The following is a 19,873-nucleotide window of genomic DNA, read 5'->3' on the forward strand; positions in this document are numbered from 1 at the left end:
ATCTTATCTAATGAAACTAATTGAATATAAATTTTTATTGTCTTTATTATCGCTAACAAGCAAACTAAAAGTATGTTTACCAGACTTTAGGTTTTTATCCAAATCATGCCATAATCTTCCTGTTTTAAAATCATATTCCATTAAAACCCATTCACCATCAATATAACCATTAAAACTTTTAATACCAGATAGGTTATCTCCAATTCTCACAACAATTTGATTTTGCGTAGAGAGATTTACACCCTCTCTAACATTTACAGGTGTAATCGTAGGTGCAATACTATCATAACGAAGATAAAAATCACCTAAAACTTTTGGGTTTGCAGTAACATAACCGTCTTTAAATTCTCCACCTTGATAACCATAAACAGTATTAAAAATTACTAATTTATCTAGGTTTTTAAGAGCGCTATCTGGTTTGATAGACAATTCATAAACATCATGAACAGGTGTATATTTATTATGGATTTTATAGATTTTAGAAACTGAATAACTCGTTTTTGCGCTTTCGCTGAATAAAAAGTTTAAATCGTTATAAAGAATTCCTTTTGGGAAACTCAATCTTAGCTCATCATTTTTAAAAGTATTATCCTCGGCACAAAACATTTTTATTCCGTTTTGTTTAGATGAATTTTTAAGAGCCAAACTTGGATTATTCTTCAATTTGAAAGATAAAGTTGTGATGTTTCCAGCAATATCCTTTAGAATATAATCTACTGTATGCAATTCATTATCAATTAATTTTATAAATCCATCATCTACCAGTGTATTATAAAATTTAACTTTTGGATTTTGAGATGCAAAACCTTTTTGAACTGTAATTCCCGATTTCAATTTGTAAGCATAATCAATATATGCATTAACGGCTCTTGTATTATCAAATGAAAATTTGCTGATTGCTGTCTGATAAATAATGCTATCATCTAACTTAATGGTGATAGAAAAAAGCCCGTTTTTATTTGATGCACCATCAAACTGATCATAAGTAGATATGCCTAAACCAATCTGCCCGTTTACAGAAATGGTTGCATTTTTACCTAGATTATAATTTCCATTTCCTCCATAAATAGTGAATGCTTGCTTAGGCGTTAAATCATCAAATGGTTTATCCTCAGTTTGGTAGAGATAAAGACTGCTAATGTGAGGTGCTATATGATCTGGAATTTCGATCCCCAAAGAAAGCGGATTAATTGTTTCTTCTGTTTTGGTATTGCGAAGTTCGAAATGTAAATGTGGACCAGCAGAACCACCAGTATTTCCAGACCAAGCTATTACGTCGCCTTTTCTCACAGGGATTTCTATCGGCGTAAGCATTAAATCCTGAGTAAAAGAATGCTCTCTATATTGATTGTTTTTTACCACTTGGGCAATCAGTGGATTAAACTTCTTTAAGTGTCCGTAAACACTCGTCAATCCGTTTGGATGATTGATATAAAGTGCATTTCCAAAACCACCAATTTGCACCCTTGTTCTAGAAATATATCCATCAGCAACGGCGTAAACTGGGTATCCCTCTCTTTGGTTAGTTTTAATATCAATACCAGAATGAAAATGATTGGGCCTAATTTCACCAAAACTCCCTGCTAAATAAAGTTTAATATCTAAAGGATTTATAAAATAATCTTTAGAAATAGCAGGAACAGAATTTATTTGAGCTATTAAATTTTTATGGATTAATAAAATGGAAAATAAGAAGAGTGTTTTTTTTAGAAGATTCATGGTAAACTTTTGTAAACTATTTATTTGATTTCAAAATTTAGCAGCTCGTGTTTGCCTAAATTTCCTTTTAGCTTATCGCCGATATTTACTTTACCAACGCCAGCGGGTGTCCCCGTAAAAATTATATCACCTTTTTTTAAGGTAAAGAACTGGGAGGCATAAGAAATCAATTTATCAAAACTATTAAGCATTTCAGAAGTATTTCCTTTTTGCCTCAAGTCATTATTTACAAAAAGATTAAAATCTAAATTATTGATATCTTCAAAATCAGCTATAGGTACAAATTCACTCACCACAGCAGAATTATCAAAAGCTTTAGCAATTTCCCATGGCAAGCCCTTGGCTTTCTGAGCAGATTGCAAATCCCGAGCGGTAAAATCAATTCCTAAACCAATTTCATCATAATATTTATGGGCAAACTTTTCTGCAATGGATTTTCCTTCTTTACTAATTTTCAATAAAACTTCTACTTCAAAATGTACATCCTCAGAAAATGAAGGATGATAAAATGGTTTATTGTTTTTTAAAACTGCTGTATCGGGTTTTAAGAATAGAACTGGTTTATCTGGAATTTGGTTACCTAATTCTTTAGCATGTTCACTATAATTTCTGCCTACGGCTATAACTTTCATTTTCTTAATATTTGTTGGGCTAAAATAAAAAAGCCCCGATGATTTTTTTCATCAGGGCAGTAATATTTTTATAATGTATGATTATAATACTGAAATTCTTTTGATAATTGAATCTGAACCTGCAACTATCCTAACGAAATAAAAACCTGTGTTCAATTTAGATTCAATAATAAATTTATTGTTTTGATTTCCTGCATCCATTTTTTGGGACATTAAAACAGCCACTTCATTTCCTAAAATATCCATTATTTTAATGGTAACTAAGCTTTGTTTTTTTAAGCTGTAGGATAAATTAAGTTGATCAGAAACAGGATTTGGATAAACTTTTACATTATCAATTGGCTTAGTTAATTCTAATCCTACGGTTGATAATGCTTTATTATCAGATTTGGGTAAGCTTTGAGTTGCATTATTTTTAGCTCCAATTTTTAAAGAAGTCATCCTAAACATAAAACTATCAAAATCTGCCGGGATGTTATTTTTAAAAACAGGACGGTTTGGTCTATTATCCTTAATTTTTAAAGTATTGTTGATAATAGTATCAGCCAATGGAAAAATACTTTTAGCAAGAGATGGCATTATCATAGCAGAATTTGCTAAGATAAATAGGGTTGCCAACGCTGTTTTAAAGTATTTATTTTTCATTAAAATGTTTATGATTCAAAAGTATAATAAAAAATTCAAAATTTTTATTAATCTGAATTTATATTTTTCAGTTTAACAAAATTTAACACAATTATTAATCCACTTTTATGATATACGAAATATTGATTAATTGGTTGTGTATTTTATTAATTGATTTACTTTTGTGAACTCAAATTTTAAAAAGTGTCTAAACACAATAATTTAAACAAATTATCTGCAGCTGGTATTTTAATTAGTTTAGGGATAATTTACGGTGACATTGGAACATCTCCATTATATGTATTTAAAGCCATAATTGGAGAAAATTTAATAACCCAAGACCTTATTTTGGGGGGATTAAGCTGTGTTTTTTGGACACTTACACTCCAAACAACCATCAAATATGTTTTAATTACCTTAAATGCTGATAACAAGGGAGAAGGAGGTATATTTTCTCTTTATTCGTTGGTAAAAAGAAAAGCAAAATGGCTTGTTATTCCGGCAATTATTGGTGGTTGCGCACTTTTAGCTGACGGAATTATTACGCCCCCAATTACCATATCTGCAGCTATTGAAGGTTTAGAGATTTTTAATCCTGGTTTACAAACTATCCCAATTGTAATTGCAATTATTACAGTTCTATTTATTATCCAGCAGTTTGGAACTTCATTAGTTGGTAAAGCATTTGGCCCAATCATGTTTATTTGGTTCACCATGATGGGTGTTTTGGGCATAAGCTATATTGTTAAATATCCATTGATTTTAAAAGCTATAAATCCTTATTACGCTTTTGATTTATTGGTAAATAAACCTGGCGCCTTAGCAATTTTAGGAGCTGTATTTCTTTGTACAACTGGTGCAGAAGCTTTATATTCTGATTTAGGACATTGTGGCAAACAAAACATTAGGATAAGCTGGATTTATGTAAAGACCTGTTTATTGTTAAATTATTTTGGTCAGGGTGTTTATTTGTGGCAAATACAAAACGAATTATTGGATGCCCGTAATCCCTTTTATAGAATGATGCCAGATTGGTTTTTAATTTTTGGGATTTCAATAGCTACAGCTGCGGCGGTAATTGCTTCCCAAGCATTAATTTCTGGTTCTTTTACGTTAATTGCTGAGGCAGTAAGATTAAATATTTGGCCTAAAGTTAGAATTAACTATCCATCAGAAGAGAAAGGTCAATTATATGTTCCAAGTATGAATTGGCTACTTTGGGCAGGTTGTTTAGTGGTAGTTTATCACTTTGAGCGTTCAGAAAACATGGAAGCTGCTTACGGTCTATCCATTACGATAGCCATGTTAATGACGACGATTTTAGTCGCTGTTTTCTTAAAAAAGAAAAAATATCCTACTTATTTAGTCGTAATATTTTTAGTTGTATATGGCGTAATAGAACTGATTTTCTTTTCTGGTAATATTCTTAAAATTTTACATGGGGGTTGGTTTACGATATTAATTGGATTTATTTTATTTACTGTGATGTGGGCATGGTACAATGCTCGTAAAATTAAAAACAGGTATTTAAAATTTGTTGATATAGAACAATATTACGACATCATTAAAGAGCTAAGTTTAGATGAATCTGTTCCGAAATATGCATCACAATTGGTTTATTTAACAAGTGCCAATTTTGCTTCAGAAATTGAATCTAAAATTGTTTATTCTATTTTACAAAAGAAGCCAAAAAGAGCAGATGTTTATTGGTTGGTTCACGTTGATGTAGTGGATGAACCTTATCGTTGCGATTATAAAGTAGACCATTTGATAGATGGAAAGCTGATTAGAATTGATTTTAAATTAGGCTTCAGGATAGAACAAAAAATTAGTGTACTATTTAGAAAAGTGGTAGAAGATTTAGTTGCGAATAATGAAGTTGATATTATAAGCCGTTATGAATCCTTACATAAGCATAATGTAGTTGGCGATTTTAGGTTTGTAGTGTTAGAAAAAGTAGTTTCCAGATCTAGTATGTTATCTTTTTGGGAGAAGTTAACCTTAGATTATTATTTCTTATTAAAACATTTGAGTTTATCTGAAGAGAAAGGTTTTGGATTAGATTTGAGCTTTGTGACTTTGGAGAAAGTGCCTTTGATGGTTACGCAAAGCGAGAAATTTGAATTGAATAGAATAGACAATCCAAAACCAATGTAATTTAAATGGCAAATGGTTCTTTAAAAAGTTATTTCGAAGACTTAAAATTTGATAAAATCGATTTTTGCGAAAAACCTTTGGATAAAGGGGAATATGAATTTTGCGAATTTAAAGATTGCAATTTTGGCAAAGCCGATTTATTTGAAGTTGTATTTACAGATTGCAAATTTGTAGGTTGTAACTTTACACTTGCAAATATTGCACAAACAGGATTTAGGAAAGTGAAATTTAAGGATTGCAAATTATTAGGACTTCGCTTTGATCATTGCAATCCTTTTTTATTGGAAGTGAATTTTGATAATTGCAACCTCAACTTATCTTCATTTTATCAATTAAAAATAAAGTCAACTCATTTTAAAAATTGCACCCTTCATGAAACTGATTTTTCTAATGCAGATTTAAGCTTATCTAAATTTGAAGAATGTGATTTACTCCATGCAAAATTTGACCAAACAAATTTAGAAAAGGTAGATTTTTCCACTGCATTTAATTATCAGATTAATCCAGAAAATAACAGGATTAAAAAAGCAAAGTTTAGTTTACACGGTTTACCGGGATTGCTTGGGAAATACGATATTAATGTTTAGGGATAAGATTAATCTTGCAATTTCAAATAATTCATCACCGCTCTTATTTCATTGTAGGTAAATTCAAGTGGTAAAGCCATTTTTATATCGTTTGTGCCCTTTGCATTGTTTTCTTGAATAAATTTGGTAATCGAATCAACCTTGTTGGCATCCATAAAATCTTTAGGTTTTACTTCACCACTAGTGATAAAATGCCCCAAATGTCCTTCTATAGTACCAATGGTTAGAGACCTTATTTCTGCAATTTCTTTGATACTTTTGGCTTCCTTAAATAGATTATAAGTGATGGTTTTAGTGTCAATCTTATCTTTTTTAACATCAATTAACTTTTGAAAAGGAGTTCTTGAAAGTTCTTTTTTCTCACAAAATTCGCTAATCATAGTCAATAATTCATTTCCATATTGTTTAACCTTTATTTTTCCAATACCTTTTATACTTTCCAATTCTTCAAAATTTGAAGGAATTTGGTTAACTAAATCCATTAAGGTTTTTTGTGGTAAAATTTGATAAACAGGTAAACCCGTTTCCATGGCTAAATCATCTCTCCAATTTTTAATGGTTTGGTAAAGGTCTGGGTGTAAAACGCCTCTTGGCACAGTTACTTTGGTAGGCTGTTTTTGTTCTTTGATGCTTTGCAAATAATCAATCTCTGCGTTAGCTTTATTTTTTAAATAGTTTAAAACCTTAAACCCGTTTTTACATAAATTTAACGATGATTTTTTAATGAATATCTCTTTATTCAAACTTTGAATAGCCTCAATAATCAGTTTTTTTACCGATTGATTATCCGCATCAAAATCAACTTCGGCCAATTGCTTTTCTAATTCAATTATTTTATCACCAAAATAGATGCATCCTTTTTTTACCCGGTCTTGTAGTTCTGTATTTTCTTCAGGCAAACTTTGTTCTTGCAACTGCGTATTCATTTGCCTTTTAAATTTATCCGCAACGGCATAAATATCTATTTCAGACTGCTCTCTTCCTTTATTAATATTATCCAAAAAACCACTTGTTAAAGTATGGTGGTTTTCTTCCGCCAATTTTTTTACATGAAATAAAGCAGATTTAATAGACTTAAAATCAAATAAATCAAATAATAAACTTTGTTGATAGGCAATTTTAGAATCAGTTAAATGCTGTTCATTAGGTTCATTTTCTTTAGCAGATTTAGTATAGCTAGAAACAGTTCCATCTGTTTTTACGCTACTAAATGATATTGGAGAACTCAAAACCATTCCTTCAAAACTTTTGCATCGGCTTAAAGCCACATAAACTTGCCCATGTGCAAAAGCTGCATTTGCATCTATAATTGCTTTTTCAAAAGTTAAACCTTGGCTTTTGTGTATGGTAATTGCCCAAGCCAATTTTAACGGATACTGCATAAAGGAGCCCGTGATGACTTCGTCAATTGCTTTTGTTTCTGTATTTAACTCGGGTTTCATGTTTTCCCAAACTGCTTTGCCAACAGCAATTTCCTGAAAATCGTCAGGACATTTAACAAAAATGATTTCTTCTTTTATCCTTGTGATTTTGCCGATCTTCCCATTATAAAAAAGCTTTTCTCTATTGCTGTCATTTTTAATAAACATGACTTGCGCACCAACTTTTAATACGAGTTCTTCCAAATTTGGAAATGAATATTCTGGAAAATCGCCATTTACCTCAGCTTTAAAAATATATTCTTTGGCAGTAATTTCCTTTAATTTCCTTTCGTTAATGGTATTTGCCGAATTATTATGAGAACTTAAAGTAATATAACCTTCATCTTCGGTAGGATTAAAATCTGGGATATATCTTTGGTTTAGTTTTTCTAATGTCTCTTTATCGATGGTGTTTTCCCTTACTGCATTTAAAATATCTATGAAATAAGTATCAGATTGGCGATAAATGTGTTTTAATTCAATGCCAATTGGGTTACTCTCTTTTAAAGCCTTGCTATTAAAGAAGTAAAGATTTGGATAATAGTCTTTTAAAATAGCCCAATCATCATCTTTTACAACCGGAGATAGCTGATGTAAATCGCCAATCATCAATAACTGAACGCCCCCAAATGGCTTGCTTCGGTCTTTATATCTTCGCAAAACTTCGTCAATGCCATCTAAAGTATCAGCCCTAACCATACTTATTTCATCGATAACCAATAAATCTAATCCTTTAATCAGATTCACCTTCTCTCGGTTCATTTTACGGATTGGATTCTTTTTTGCCACATTTTCATCAACTGTAGATGAAACATAAGGACCAAAAGGCATTTGAAAAAAAGAATGTATGGTACTTCCTTTAGCATTGATAGCAGCTACACCAGTTGGCGCAACTACCACAATTCTTTTTGGACAATCTAAACGTAAATTATGAAGAAAAGTGGTCTTCCCAGTTCCTGCTTTTCCAGTTAAAAATATATTTCTATTGGTATTTTGTACAAATTGATGAGCTAGTTGAAGTTGCGGATTGGTTTCCATATATGGGACAATAGAGAGATTTGGCTAAATCATAAAATTAGAAAATTTTTTTGGCTTTGAGTTTTTAGGATTTATGCAAAATAAAAAAAGAGTTGGAAATTATCCAACTCTTTTTAAAGTTCCAAAACTATTTTCAATGCTTTAATATGATTCAAAAATTATATTTTCTGTTTTAGCACCTAACTTTTTTAATTCGTTAATAACATTGTTTGTAAAATTTTTTGCTCCACATATATAAAATGGTTGATTAAAATTATTGATGTGTTTTTTAATATATTCCTCATCAACCTTACCTTGTGGTAATTCTCCACCTTTTTGCTCCGTGATCACATTCATAAAATTCCCTCCCAAAAGACTTTTTAATTCTTCGAAACAAATAATTTCATCTTCAAATTTATTTGAAAATATCAATTGATTATTTCCTAATTCCCCTTTTTGATTAAGATCTCTAAAAATTGAAATAAATGATGTTATTCCAGCTCCTTCTGCAATAAATATTCCTTCTCCATTATAATTAATTGCATCCCAAGCATCTCCAATCTCAAATTCATCACCTACACCAACCGTAGCAATTCTCTTGGTTACACCTTCGTGTTCTGGATATGTTTTAATGATAAACTCTAAATAATTATCTTTTGGTAATGATGTAAATGTAAAAGGACGTTCTTCATCTGCCCATTTTTCATATTGTAATGTTAAATCTGTTGCTTGTCCGGGTGTAAATTTATAGCCAGATGGTTTATTTGTCTTAATTTTAAAGACCTTGTTAACCATTGGTGTTACTTCTTCAATTGATAATTTATAATTTGCCATAATATTTGTATTTGGTAAATAAAATGCAAAAACCTTACCGTATTTATGAAGTTGATTTTTTATATACTTACTATTTATTAAATGTATAAAATCCTTCCTTTTCCATTTTGGAAAGGATTGCGTAGATTTTAAATGCTTTATATTAGATTAGTCTCTAATTTTTATTCAATTTAACCATCCCAATTATTTAATTAAATATTTAATAAAAATGAGTTCAGATAATATATTTAGCCTTACTGGTAAAGTGATCGTTGTTACTGGCGGCACAGGTGTTTTAGGTGCTTCATTTGTTAAAGCTTTGGCTTTAGCAGGTGCAAAAGTTGCTATTTTGGGCAGAAATGCAGACGTTGCAAACCAAAGAGCTAAAGAAATTAATGATAATGGTGGCGATGCATTAGCAGTAGTTGCAGATGTTTTAAACGAAGAATCTTTAATAGAAGCTAAAGAACAAATTTTAGTTAAATACAAAAAAATTGATGGTTTAGTAAATGGCGCTGGCGGTAATATGCCAGGGGCTGTGGTTGATCCATCTGCATCTGTATTTGATTTAGACATGGATAGTTTAAATAAGGTGATGAACTTAAACCTATTTGGAACCATATTACCAACACAAGTTTTTGGACAAGAAATAGCTAAAAATGGGAGTGGGAGTATTGTAAATATTTCTTCAATGGCATCACAAAGAGCGATAACAAAGGTTTTAGGTTATAGTTTAGCAAAGAGTGCTATTGATGGATATACCAAATGGTTTTCTACAGAATTAGCCAATAGATACGGCGATAAAATTAGGATGAACGCCATTGCGCCAGGTTTTTTCTTAACAGAGCAAAACCGCGATTTATTAACCAATCCAGATGGAACATTTAAAGAAAGAGGAAATCTGGTGATTAAGCAAACACCTTTTAAACGTTTTGGCACAGCCGATGAATTAGAAGGTGCTTTAGTTTGGCTTTTAAGCGATGCTTCTAAATTTGTAACTGGAAGCATTATTAATGTAGATGGTGGATTTTCTACTTTTTCTGGAGTTTAATATTAAATACAAAAATGAGTACTTTCAAAATGATACCTACCATGCGTTGGTACGGACCAAATGATCCAGTTAAATTGAGCGATCTTTTACAAGCAGGATGTAAAGGAGTGGTAACCGCTTTGCACCATATAGCTAACGGCGAAGTTTGGACAGTTGAAGAAATATATAAACGCAAAAAGTTATTAGAACAAGCAGGATTAATTTGGAACGTGGTAGAAAGTGTTCCTGTTTCAGAAGCTATTAAAACTAAATCTGGAGATTATTTAAAGCATTATGAAAATTACAGGCAAAGCTTAAAAAACCTGGCAGAGTGTGGTATTTATACGGTTACCTATAATTTTATGCCGGTTTTAGATTGGACAAGAACTGATTTGAATTTTGAGGTAGAAGATGGTTCTAAAGCTTTAAAATTTGAAAAAGCTGCCTTCATCGCTTTTGATTTATATATTTTAAAACGAAAAGGTGCAGAAAAAGATTATTCTCAAGAAGAAATCGAAAGAGCTAAAGATCGTTTTGAAAAAATGAGCGACGATGATAAAAAACTTTTGGAAAGAAATATCATTGCCGGATTACCTGGTAGCGAAGAAAGTTTTACCGTAGAAAAATTTCAAGAGGCTTTAAACCCTTATGCCACTATCGATGCCAATCAATTGAGAGAAAATTTAGTGGATTTTTTAAAGCAAGTTATTCCAACTGCAGAGGAAAATAAAGTAAATATGGTGATTCACCCTGATGATCCTCCTTATCCTATTTTAGGTTTGCCAAGAGTGGTGAGTACTGCCGATGACATTAAATATTTGGCAACTCAAGTTCCATCTACACATAACGGTTTATGTTTTTGTACAGGTTCTTTTGGCGTTAGGGCGGATAATAATTTACCAGAAATGGTTAAGGCTTTCGCCGATAGGATTAACTTTTTACATTTAAGAAGTACCAAAAGAAACGAATTTGGTGATTTTTATGAAGACAATCACCTTGAAGGAGATGTTGATATGTTCTCTGTCGTAAAAGAAGTGGTTAAGATGATGCAAAACCGTCAAACTGAAATCCCTATGAGGCCTGATCACGGGCATCAGATGTTAGATGATTTAGATAAAAAGACAAACCCTGGATATTCAGGAATTGGAAGGCTTAGGGGATTAGCGGAATTAAGAGGTTTAGAAATGGGTATTTCAAGAATGATTTAAAGGATAAATTCAGTTTTTAACCCGCTTATAATTATTTATAAGCGGGTTTTTGTTTTTTCAAAGTGTTATAAGCAATTTATTTTTAAATATTTAATGAAATGATTTATAGTGTTTTATATATAAATTATTGGGTAACTTATTGTATTATATACACTTATTTATAGAAAGTGATTTTGTAATCTGAATGTAACCTCTTAAATTGCATCTCAAACGAAATTAATTTAAGATTTATAATTGCTCCAATAGTAATTTAAATCTGCACCTTAACCACTTATAAATAAATGAAAACAGAATCACTTTCGGTTGCGGATATTGTAGTATTCCTCACCTATTTCATCATTGTTGCAGGCTATGGCTTTTGGATTTATCGCAAAAAGAAAAGTGTAAAAAGCGATTCTAAGGATTATTTCCTGGCAGAGGGATCTTTAACTTGGTGGGCAATTGGAGCTTCATTAATTGCATCTAACATTTCTGCCGAGCAATTTATCGGGATGAGCGGTTCTGGTTTCCAATTGGGGTTAGCCATTGCAACTTATGAGTGGATGGCAGCTATTACTTTAATTATTGTAGCCGTATTCTTTATTCCGGTTTATCTTAAGAACAAAATTTTTACCATGCCTCAGTTCTTGAGTCAGCGCTATAATGAAACTGTAGCAATGATCATGGCTGTATTTTGGTTGCTTTTATATGTAATTGTTAATTTAACTTCTATCCTTTTCTTAGGTGCAATTGCTGTTAGTAGCATTTCAGGTATAAACTTTACAGTTTGTATGGTAGGGATGGCAGTTTTTGCGATCATCATTACTTTAGGAGGAATGAAAGTTATTGGATATACGGATGTTATCCAGGTATTCTTTTTAATATTAGGAGGTTTAGCTACTACTTATTTAGCTTTAAATTTAGTAGCAGATCATTACGGACAATCAGGTGTGGTTTCAGGTTTCAATCTCCTGACATCGCAAGCTGGCGATCACTTTCATATGATTTTTGATAAAACCAATGAAAATTACGTAGAGCTTCCAGGCTTAACTGTACTGATTGGTGGAATGTGGATAGTAAACTTAAATTATTGGGGATGTAATCAATACATTACTCAAAGAGCTTTAGGAGCCGATTTAAAAACGGCTAGAGGGGGAATTTTATTTGCCGCTTTCTTAAAATTATTAATGCCAGTTATTGTAGTTTTACCTGGTATAGCTGCTTATCTATTATATAAGCAAGAGGTATTTAGTACAGAAATGTTGGTGAACGGAAACGTACAAGCCGATAGAGCATATCCGGTATTATTAAATTTATTACCTAGTGGATTAAAAGGCTTGTCTTTTGCAGCATTAACTGCAGCCGTGGTAGCTTCTTTAGCCGGTAAAGCAAATAGTATTGCTACTATTTTCACACTTGATGTTTACAAAAAGGTTTTTAATAAAGATGCTTCAGAAAAGAGTTTAGTGCTTACGGGTAAAATAACCGTAGTGGTAGCCATGCTTTTAGCAGTTATCATCTCTCCTTTTTTAGGGATTGAAAAGGGCGGATTTAAATTTATCCAGGAATATACTGGTTTTGTTTCTCCTGGTATTTTTGCCATGTTTATATTAGGCTTCTTTTGGAAACGTACAACATCCTCGGCGGCTTTATTTGCAACCATTGGAGGTTTCATACTTTCTATAGTGCTTAAATTTTTACCAGGATGGATGGATTTATCCTTCCTATATTCAACCGGTTTTGCTGTCCCTGTAAATGGCGTTTATGAAATTCCTTTCTTAGACAGAATGGGATTTGTATTTGCATTTGCGGTAATTGGGATGATTTTAATCAGCAGATTGGAATATAAGAACAGCCCAAATCCAAAAGGTTTAGAGGTTGATTCAAGCATGTTTAAACCAAATGCAGGCTTTACGGTTGGTGCCGTTTTAATTATTGGTGTTTTAGTGGCTCTTTACACAGTCTTCTGGTAGATAGCTATTATTTAAATAGTTTAAAGCTAGTTTAACATAAGTTAGACTAGCTTTTTTATTTCAGTTGATTGCGTAAATTGTTCTAATAATACGGCATCATTTTAGCTAATGAAAATTACTTGAAACTTAAACTAATAAATCTATATAATATCTTAAAATGATGAAGATTGTAAAATTTTTAATGGTTCCAGCCATGCTGTTATCGTTACAAACTATGGCCCAAACAAAAACTTCTACAGAAGGGAAAGTTGGTAAAACCATTAATAAAGTTGGAAATAAAACAGCTCAAGTTGCTGTAAAAGGAACAGCAGTTGTAGCCGATAAAAAGTACGATGGTAAGGTTAGTGCAAATGGACAGACTGTTTACATCAATAAATACGATCATTATTACTGGGTTGATGCTAAAGGAAAGAAAGTTTATGTTACAAAAGCAAGTCTTAAGAATGCGCCTAAACACTAATAAATTTTAATAACTTTCGTAGATTTATTAGATCAAAACACTAAAGACGAGCAAATTGCAGCCAAAAGAAAACCCCCGCCCGCCCAAAAAATCCTTGGTATTTAAATTAATATTAATATTTGGTTTAGCAGCTTTACTAGTTGCCGAAGGCTATTTTGGTTTTCGTTTACACGAATTATCAAAACAGCAGGAAGAAATAAAAACTGATTATACAAATGTCAATAATATCACCTTTGGTTTATTCTCTGCAGAACAATGGCGTGATAAAATATCAGGTATCCTAAATAAACAGGTACGTAATTTTTCATTAAATAAATATGAAAAAAGGCAACTTCAAACTGAGGTGGAAGAGGTTATTTATGCGCTAATAGATCAGGCAGAAGCTTTAATAGAAAAAAAACCACAAACTTTTAAAGGCAAAATAAGAAAACTAGCGATAAAAAAGTTTGTTGATATGGATACCATAAAATCTCAGGTACCATCTTTTGCAAGAGCTATGATTGCAAAAATCAATAATTCTGCTAATAAAAATCAGATTAGCACTTTGGCGATGAGCAAGTTTAATGAAGTGGAGAAAACTAACGCTTATATTGATAGCACATTAACCGCAAATGATTCTACTACCAATATTTTATATAATAAATATCAGGTAAAAACTTCAGATCAATTAAACGTTAAACTTTTAAAATCTCTGGAAAACATAAAAGCCAGCACTTATTATTACTGTTTTGCAATGCTTGCTTGTATTATTGTGGTTTTAATGCTTTGGTGGCTAATCCGCAAGCGTACCGAACTACATGCAATCATGTTTATCATGTCATTGTTATTTGCGTTTATTTTACTAGATGTTGGCTTAACCGCATCCATGATAGAAGTTGATGCCCGCATAGGTTCTTTAGATTTTGTGCTCTTAGGCGAACATGTAGTTTTTGAGAATCAGGTACTATTTTTCCAGAGCAAAAGTATATTGGATGTGGTAGAGATTTTAATAAAACAACCAGAAATAGATTCGATTTTGGTGGGTGTGTTAATATTAGTTTTCAGTATTTTATTCCCTATTACAAAATTAAGTTCTACAGGTATTCATTTATTGGGTAAAAAGAGCATTGCAGAAAGCAAATTTGTGAGATACTTTGCATTTCAATCTGGTAAATGGAGCATGGCCGATGTAATAGTGATTGCAATTTTAATGGTTTATATAGGCCTTAACGGTTTGTTAGAAAGTCAGTTGGCCAACCTCAACATAAAAAGTGATTTTTTAACCATTATTACCACTAACAATACAGCACTACAACCGGGTTATATTATTTTCATCAGTTTTGTTTTATACGGATTAATGCTTTCAACCATTTTGAAATATATCACCCCGCATGATGCACATTAATAGAATTATATAAACGTAAACGTTAAAGATTTATTAAATATAAAACATTGAGTACCGAACAAAAATCAACATCTACCAAAAAATTTGGCTTAGCAAGTATATTTCTCATTTTAGGGTTAAGTGTACTGCTATTTGGTGAAGCCTATTTTGGTTATCATTTACATACGCTATCTGCAAAGCAAGAAAGTATTAAAGAAGATTACAGCTTGTCCAATAATATTACATTCGGTATTTTTTCTATCGACCAATGGCGAGATAAAATTGCGACGGTTGTAAATGGGCAAGTAACGGATTTTAAGATTACTTCTGCTCAAAAGAAATCTTTACAAACACAGGTAGAAACCGCACTTCACGGTATGATAACCAAAACAGTAAATGAGATTAATAAGCCGCAAAAATCCCTCGGTAGTAAACTAAAGAAATTTGCATTTAATAAATTTGTAGAACCTAAAGAGTTGCAGGCCTTAGTTCCGGGTTTTGCTAAAACCATAATAGATAAGGTAAGTAGCCCGGCTAGTGTTAAGCGATTAAAAAATATCGCAACAAGCAGAATAGATAAACTAGAAAGTGAAACTTATGATAGCACTGGAGTAGTTACTGAAACGGTAACTAAAGCATTATTTAAAAAATATAATGTAACCGATGCCGCCGCCTATGATAAAGAAATAAACAGACAATTAACTGATATAAGGGCTGTAACCTATAATTATGCCTATGGAATGTTAGGCTGCGTTTTACTCGCATTTGCGCTATGGTTTTTTATGCGGAAACAAGTTCATCTGCAAACTATACTTTTTGTGATGTCATTATTATTTGCAATTGTGCTACTTACTGTTGGTCTTACAGCTTCTATTATAGAGGTTGAAGCCAGATTGGCATCATTAAGCTTCGCAATTATGGGACAAAAAATAGAATTTGTAAATCAAGTACTATTTTTCCAGAGCAAAAGTTTGTGGGGCGTCATTACTGCATTAATCCAACAATCTAAGCCAGATGCAATAGTTGTAGGAGTGCTATTGTTAGTTTTTGTAGTGATATTTCCGCTTTTAAGGATGATTGCCAGAGGAATACATTTGGTAGCTCCTCCGGCTTTTGCAGAAAATAAAGTGATAAGATACTTAGCGTTTCAATCCGGACATTGGGATATGGCCGATGTAATGGTAGTAGGAATTATCATGACTTATATTGGCTTAAATGGTATTCTGAAAAGTCAGCTTACTGGTTTAAATTTTAATAATGAATATTTGGTTACCCATACCGTAAACCAAACTTCCCTACAGCCAGGCTATTTTATATTTGTAGGTTATGTTGTGGTAGCTTACACTCTATCTTATATTCTAAAACGAATTTCTCCTCATACGCATTGAGATTATAGTGTTTAAGTTATTATTTTCTTAGTGTGGGAATTAGTGAATTATAGAAATAATTATTTGGGCGTTTTTACACGCTTTTCACTATATCTTTTTTTCTGAAAGAAGAAAAAAAGGATGCCGCTTCAATCGTTAACGCAAGAGAACCCTTTTTAGCTTAAATTTTTGCTATTTCAGCGGTCACTTAAATCTTATTAGGTTTAGATAATAATCTCGAAAAAATATTTTAATTTAAATACCCTCGCTGGTTTAAGTGTTCGCTTTTCAGCGGTCACTTAAATCTTATTAGAAATCTCAGGACTGTGTCCGGGTTTAGATAATAATCTCTAAAAATGTTTTAATTTTAAAGATGGCAACACGGTACAGATTTGGAGACAATGAAAACGCACATTTTGTAACATTTGCAGTTGTACCTCTCTGGTTTAAGTGTTCGCTTTTCAGCGGTCACTTAAATCTATTTAGGTTTAGAGAATAAAATTTTAAAATGTTTTAATTTTAAGAGATGGCAACACGTTATAGATTTGGAGACAATGAAAATGCACATTTTGTAATCCACTCTGGTTTAAGTGTTCGCTTTTCAGCGGTCACTTAAATCTATTTAGAAATCTCAGGACTCTGTCCGGTTAAAGGCAATAATCTCGAAAAATGTTTTAATTTTAAATATGGCAACACGTTACAGATTTGGAGACAATGAAAATGCACATTTTGTAACGTTTGCAGTAGTACACTGGATTGATGTTTTTAGTAGGGAAGATTATAAAGAAATTTTAGTAGAAAGTTTAAGGTTTTGTATCAAAGAAAAAGGGTTAAATGTATATGCTTGGGTAATTATGACAAACCATGTCAATTTAATTATAGCATGTAAAGAAGGGTTTAAGCAAGCCGATGTTTTAAGAGACCTGAAAAAATTTACGGCTAAAACAATTATTAAAGCTATTGAAGAAAATAGTAAAGAGAGTAGAAAGGATTGGATGATTTGGATGTTTAAACGGGCAGGAGCAAAAAACTCAAACAATAAAGTTTATCAATTTTGGCAACAAGATAACCATCCTATAGAATTATCAACCTTAGAAATGATACAACAAAAATTAGATTATATCCATCAAAATCCTACAAGAGCCGGAATAGTATTTGAACCCGAATATTATAAGTACAGTAGTGCTTCTGATTATCATGAAGACAAAGAAGGTTTATTGCCAATAGAGAAGATGTTTTAAATCTTACCGGACAGAGTCCTGAGTTTTCAAAAAGCATTTAAGTGATCCTATTGGAACACTTAAACGAGATAGGGGTCACTTAAATCTTATTAGGTTGTAAAACATACCGGACAGAGTCCTGAGTTTTCAAAAACGAGATAGGGTTCGTTTTTTCGTTAAAGTTGAAGACATTCTTTTCTACAAGGATTTAAATTTCAAAAATTTAAATCCTTGTTCTTCGATTAACGATTGTTCGGAATCATCTGGACAAATTACTAAGAAATCCCCAACTATAAATTCCTTATACATTCTCATTTGTCGAAATAATTCTCCTAATGAAGGGATTTTAGTTTTAACTTCGATGTATATACATTCTTCATTTTCCTCGTCAGGACCACCATAAATGTAATCAACTTTCTTATATGACTGTGTCCATTTAAGTTCGCTAATTATTCTTTTATTATAAAAATCAATACCTGAAACTGTAAGTTGCGAATAAGAAAACTTTATCATTATGTCGATAAATCCTATAATATTTTTTGTCGAAGTATAACCAGAAGTTTTGGATATAGACTGTGAAGTTACAGGAAGTTCCCATATTCTACTTAAGACTTTAATTTTGTTTCTTTCAGGTACATCATTTGTAAAAATTGAATTTTTATTAAGGTCGATTAATGCTTTTTCACTAGTAGAAATTTTTTCCATTAAAACAAGAATCTCTTTTTCTGATTCATCTATTGTGATTTGATGAAAGTCGTATTGTTCTTTTGTTACTTTATCTTTAGATTCAGAGATTCTATTTTCTAGCCAAAGAATTCGTTCCTTAAATTTATTAATATTTGATTTTACTATTTCGGTATTACTTTCTAAAATTGAAGTGCATCTTTTCCTAAGTTCTTCCATTTTTAAATCTGAAAACTGTAATAATTGCGGATAAACTCCATAAATTATTTCTTCAGCATTCTGGTCAACCCATTTTAAAATGTCATCATGTAACGGTTTTTTTAAATCCTCATCAAAAAATCCTAATTTTTGCTGTAGTGTTTTTGCTTTTGGTTCTGCCATAATTTGTCGATTGAAAATAGAGCTAAAATTTTATTTTGTGAAGTTCATTATTCCTTATTTGCTACTCTTAATTTTATATTTATTCATGTCTATTTCGTTAAATGATAAATTTTGTTCGGGGGGACACTTACATATAACGTTTTGAAAATTTGCGCAGAAATGGCATTACTTGCAGAACCATTGTCGCACCGCAACGGACTAAATAATTAACGAAAAACTTAAGTTGAACCACCGTCAGCCATTTTTGCGCAAATTTGCTGTTATCTGCTGGCATATTCTTCAAATCTGTAGATAACATTAAAAACAGTCAAATTAATTGGAGTTTCGTTATTTTTTTCTTTGGCTTTTATGTAATTTCCGACTATATGTTCTAAATATTTTAAATCTGCGCATGCTACATTTCTTTCACATAAATCTAACATTGAGATATCTCTAGCTGTTGAGAAATCATTTAAAAAAGAGTTGACATTTTCATCACTTCCTTTATCAATAAATGTTTGTATTTTTTTTAAATCAATCCTGGTTGAATGAATTAAAGTTAAATCTTTCATTACAGGAAAAACAAAATCTTCAAATAGTAAATCGCTGTTAATTGTTGCTTCGTTAAAAGGGCAGTCACTGATAAAAGAAGGGATATTTGTGTTTAATAAGAAAGTTTTGTTAAATATATTTTTGAAGTCATCTTTAAATCTTATTGGTTGCATTGCTAGCAAAATCCTTTTCAATTCTTGATGCATATCGGTATTGAAAATTTTTTCCAAATTAATTTTTAATCTTTCTTCATTTTCATCTTTAAAACCAAGACCAAGGTCATCAACGCTGAAAAAATCTTTAGCATTTTAAAAGATTCATCATATTGCCTAACTCGCCATTTGGACAAGTAAGCTAATGAAATTAAAGACTTTAATATTTTGCCGTCAAATATCTTCTTAGTTGTTATTTCTGTTAAAACTCCAGCAAAGTAAGAATCATATTCAGAGTAAATTTTTTCAACAAAATCATCATTTTCTCCAACTAAATTTTTAAAAGTATTCCTATCTTTTTGAACAAATAAATTTTCGGTTGAACTTTCATAAAATCTATTCTCAATTTTATCATAAACATATAATTTCCCATTGTCATTTGTGAAATGTCTCATTAAAAATTGAGGAACGTAATGATGTCGTTTGGATTTATTCATGAATTCGGGAATGCTTGCAGATAACTTGTATATAACGGGGGTTTTGTATACCTAAAAT

Annotated in this window: 17 protein-coding genes; 9 read left to right on the forward strand and 8 right to left on the reverse strand. The window is 31.5% G+C overall.

Annotation, left to right across the window (positions count from 1 at the left end):
• Window positions 1–3: 3 nt before the first annotated feature.
• The 3 genes from A5893_RS03335 to A5893_RS03345 form a co-directional block, all read right to left on the reverse strand.
• Window positions 4–1,719: a M23 family metallopeptidase gene (locus A5893_RS03335; RefSeq protein ID WP_068821114.1), complete on the reverse strand. Its 1,716-nt coding sequence runs from the start codon at window positions 1,717–1,719 to the stop codon at window positions 4–6.
• Between the two features lie 20 nt (window positions 1,720–1,739).
• Entirely contained in the window at window positions 1,740–2,351 is a 612-nt protein-coding gene (locus A5893_RS03340) for a fumarylacetoacetate hydrolase family protein (RefSeq protein WP_068821115.1), read from the reverse strand.
• A gap of 81 nt (window positions 2,352–2,432) precedes the next feature.
• Window positions 2,433–2,996, reverse strand: coding sequence for a T9SS type A sorting domain-containing protein (locus A5893_RS03345; protein WP_068821116.1), 564 nt, complete (start codon window positions 2,994–2,996; stop codon window positions 2,433–2,435).
• Window positions 2,997–3,179: 183 nt separating this feature from the next.
• On the opposite strand from A5893_RS03345, the gene A5893_RS03350 reads away from it, so the two are divergent.
• Both A5893_RS03350 and A5893_RS03355 read left to right on the forward strand, forming a co-directional pair.
• Window positions 3,180–5,132, forward strand: a complete 1,953-nt coding sequence (locus A5893_RS03350; protein WP_068821117.1) for a KUP/HAK/KT family potassium transporter — start codon at window positions 3,180–3,182, stop codon at window positions 5,130–5,132.
• A gap of 5 nt (window positions 5,133–5,137) precedes the next feature.
• Window positions 5,138–5,719, forward strand: a complete 582-nt coding sequence (locus tag A5893_RS03355; RefSeq protein WP_068821118.1) for a pentapeptide repeat-containing protein — start codon at window positions 5,138–5,140, stop codon at window positions 5,717–5,719.
• 8 nt (window positions 5,720–5,727) lie between these two features.
• Here A5893_RS03355 and A5893_RS03360 read toward each other — a convergent pair whose 3' ends face one another.
• Window positions 5,728–8,178 (reverse strand): helix-turn-helix domain-containing protein, encoded by a 2,451-nt coding sequence (locus A5893_RS03360; protein WP_068821119.1) that lies wholly within the window; start codon window positions 8,176–8,178, stop codon window positions 5,728–5,730.
• Window positions 8,179–8,319: 141 nt separating this feature from the next.
• On the reverse strand, window positions 8,320–8,991 hold the full coding sequence (locus A5893_RS03365; protein ID WP_068821120.1) for a ferredoxin reductase domain-containing protein: 672 nt from the start codon (window positions 8,989–8,991) through the stop codon (window positions 8,320–8,322).
• A gap of 208 nt (window positions 8,992–9,199) precedes the next feature.
• On the opposite strand from A5893_RS03365, the gene A5893_RS03370 reads away from it, so the two are divergent.
• From A5893_RS03370 to A5893_RS03400, 7 genes are all read left to right on the forward strand, one after another.
• Window positions 9,200–10,021, forward strand: coding sequence for an SDR family oxidoreductase (locus tag A5893_RS03370; protein WP_068821121.1), 822 nt, complete (start codon window positions 9,200–9,202; stop codon window positions 10,019–10,021).
• 14 nt (window positions 10,022–10,035) lie between these two features.
• Window positions 10,036–11,208: a mannonate dehydratase gene (uxuA, locus tag A5893_RS03375; RefSeq protein ID WP_082911296.1), complete on the forward strand. Its 1,173-nt coding sequence runs from the start codon at window positions 10,036–10,038 to the stop codon at window positions 11,206–11,208.
• A gap of 281 nt (window positions 11,209–11,489) precedes the next feature.
• A complete protein-coding gene (locus A5893_RS03380; protein WP_068821122.1) occupies window positions 11,490–13,160 on the forward strand; it encodes a sodium/sugar symporter in 1,671 nt (556 codons plus the stop codon).
• Window positions 13,161–13,320: 160 nt separating this feature from the next.
• Window positions 13,321–13,620 carry a hypothetical protein gene (locus A5893_RS03385; protein WP_198342249.1) on the forward strand — a complete coding sequence of 100 codons (300 nt, stop codon included), beginning with the start codon at window positions 13,321–13,323 and terminating at the stop codon, window positions 13,618–13,620.
• Window positions 13,621–13,675: 55 nt separating this feature from the next.
• Window positions 13,676–15,004, forward strand: coding sequence for a paraquat-inducible protein A (locus A5893_RS03390; RefSeq protein WP_068821124.1), 1,329 nt, complete (start codon window positions 13,676–13,678; stop codon window positions 15,002–15,004).
• Window positions 15,005–15,051: 47 nt separating this feature from the next.
• Complete coding sequence (locus tag A5893_RS03395) at window positions 15,052–16,371, forward strand: paraquat-inducible protein A (protein WP_068821125.1); 1,320 nt, start codon at window positions 15,052–15,054, stop codon at window positions 16,369–16,371.
• A gap of 665 nt (window positions 16,372–17,036) precedes the next feature.
• The gene (locus A5893_RS03400) at window positions 17,037–17,591 is read left to right on the forward strand and encodes an REP-associated tyrosine transposase (protein WP_068821126.1); all 555 of its coding nucleotides are present in this window, start codon (window positions 17,037–17,039) and stop codon (window positions 17,589–17,591) included.
• Between the two features lie 177 nt (window positions 17,592–17,768).
• On the opposite strand, the gene A5893_RS03405 is transcribed toward A5893_RS03400, so the two are convergent.
• From A5893_RS03405 to A5893_RS03415, 3 genes are all read right to left on the reverse strand, one after another.
• Window positions 17,769–18,635, reverse strand: coding sequence for a hypothetical protein (locus A5893_RS03405; protein ID WP_068821127.1), 867 nt, complete (start codon window positions 18,633–18,635; stop codon window positions 17,769–17,771).
• Between the two features lie 260 nt (window positions 18,636–18,895).
• Window positions 18,896–19,396 carry a hypothetical protein gene (locus A5893_RS03410; RefSeq protein WP_068821128.1) on the reverse strand — a complete coding sequence of 167 codons (501 nt, stop codon included), beginning with the start codon at window positions 19,394–19,396 and terminating at the stop codon, window positions 18,896–18,898.
• An 8-nt stretch (window positions 19,397–19,404) separates the two neighbouring features.
• Entirely contained in the window at window positions 19,405–19,815 is a 411-nt protein-coding gene (locus tag A5893_RS03415) for a DUF4238 domain-containing protein (RefSeq protein ID WP_082911297.1), read from the reverse strand.
• Window positions 19,816–19,873 lie beyond the last annotated feature (58 nt).

Origin of the sequence: Pedobacter psychrophilus (assembly GCF_001652725.1) — a bacterium.
GTDB lineage: Bacteria > Bacteroidota > Bacteroidia > Sphingobacteriales > Sphingobacteriaceae > Pseudopedobacter > Pseudopedobacter psychrophilus.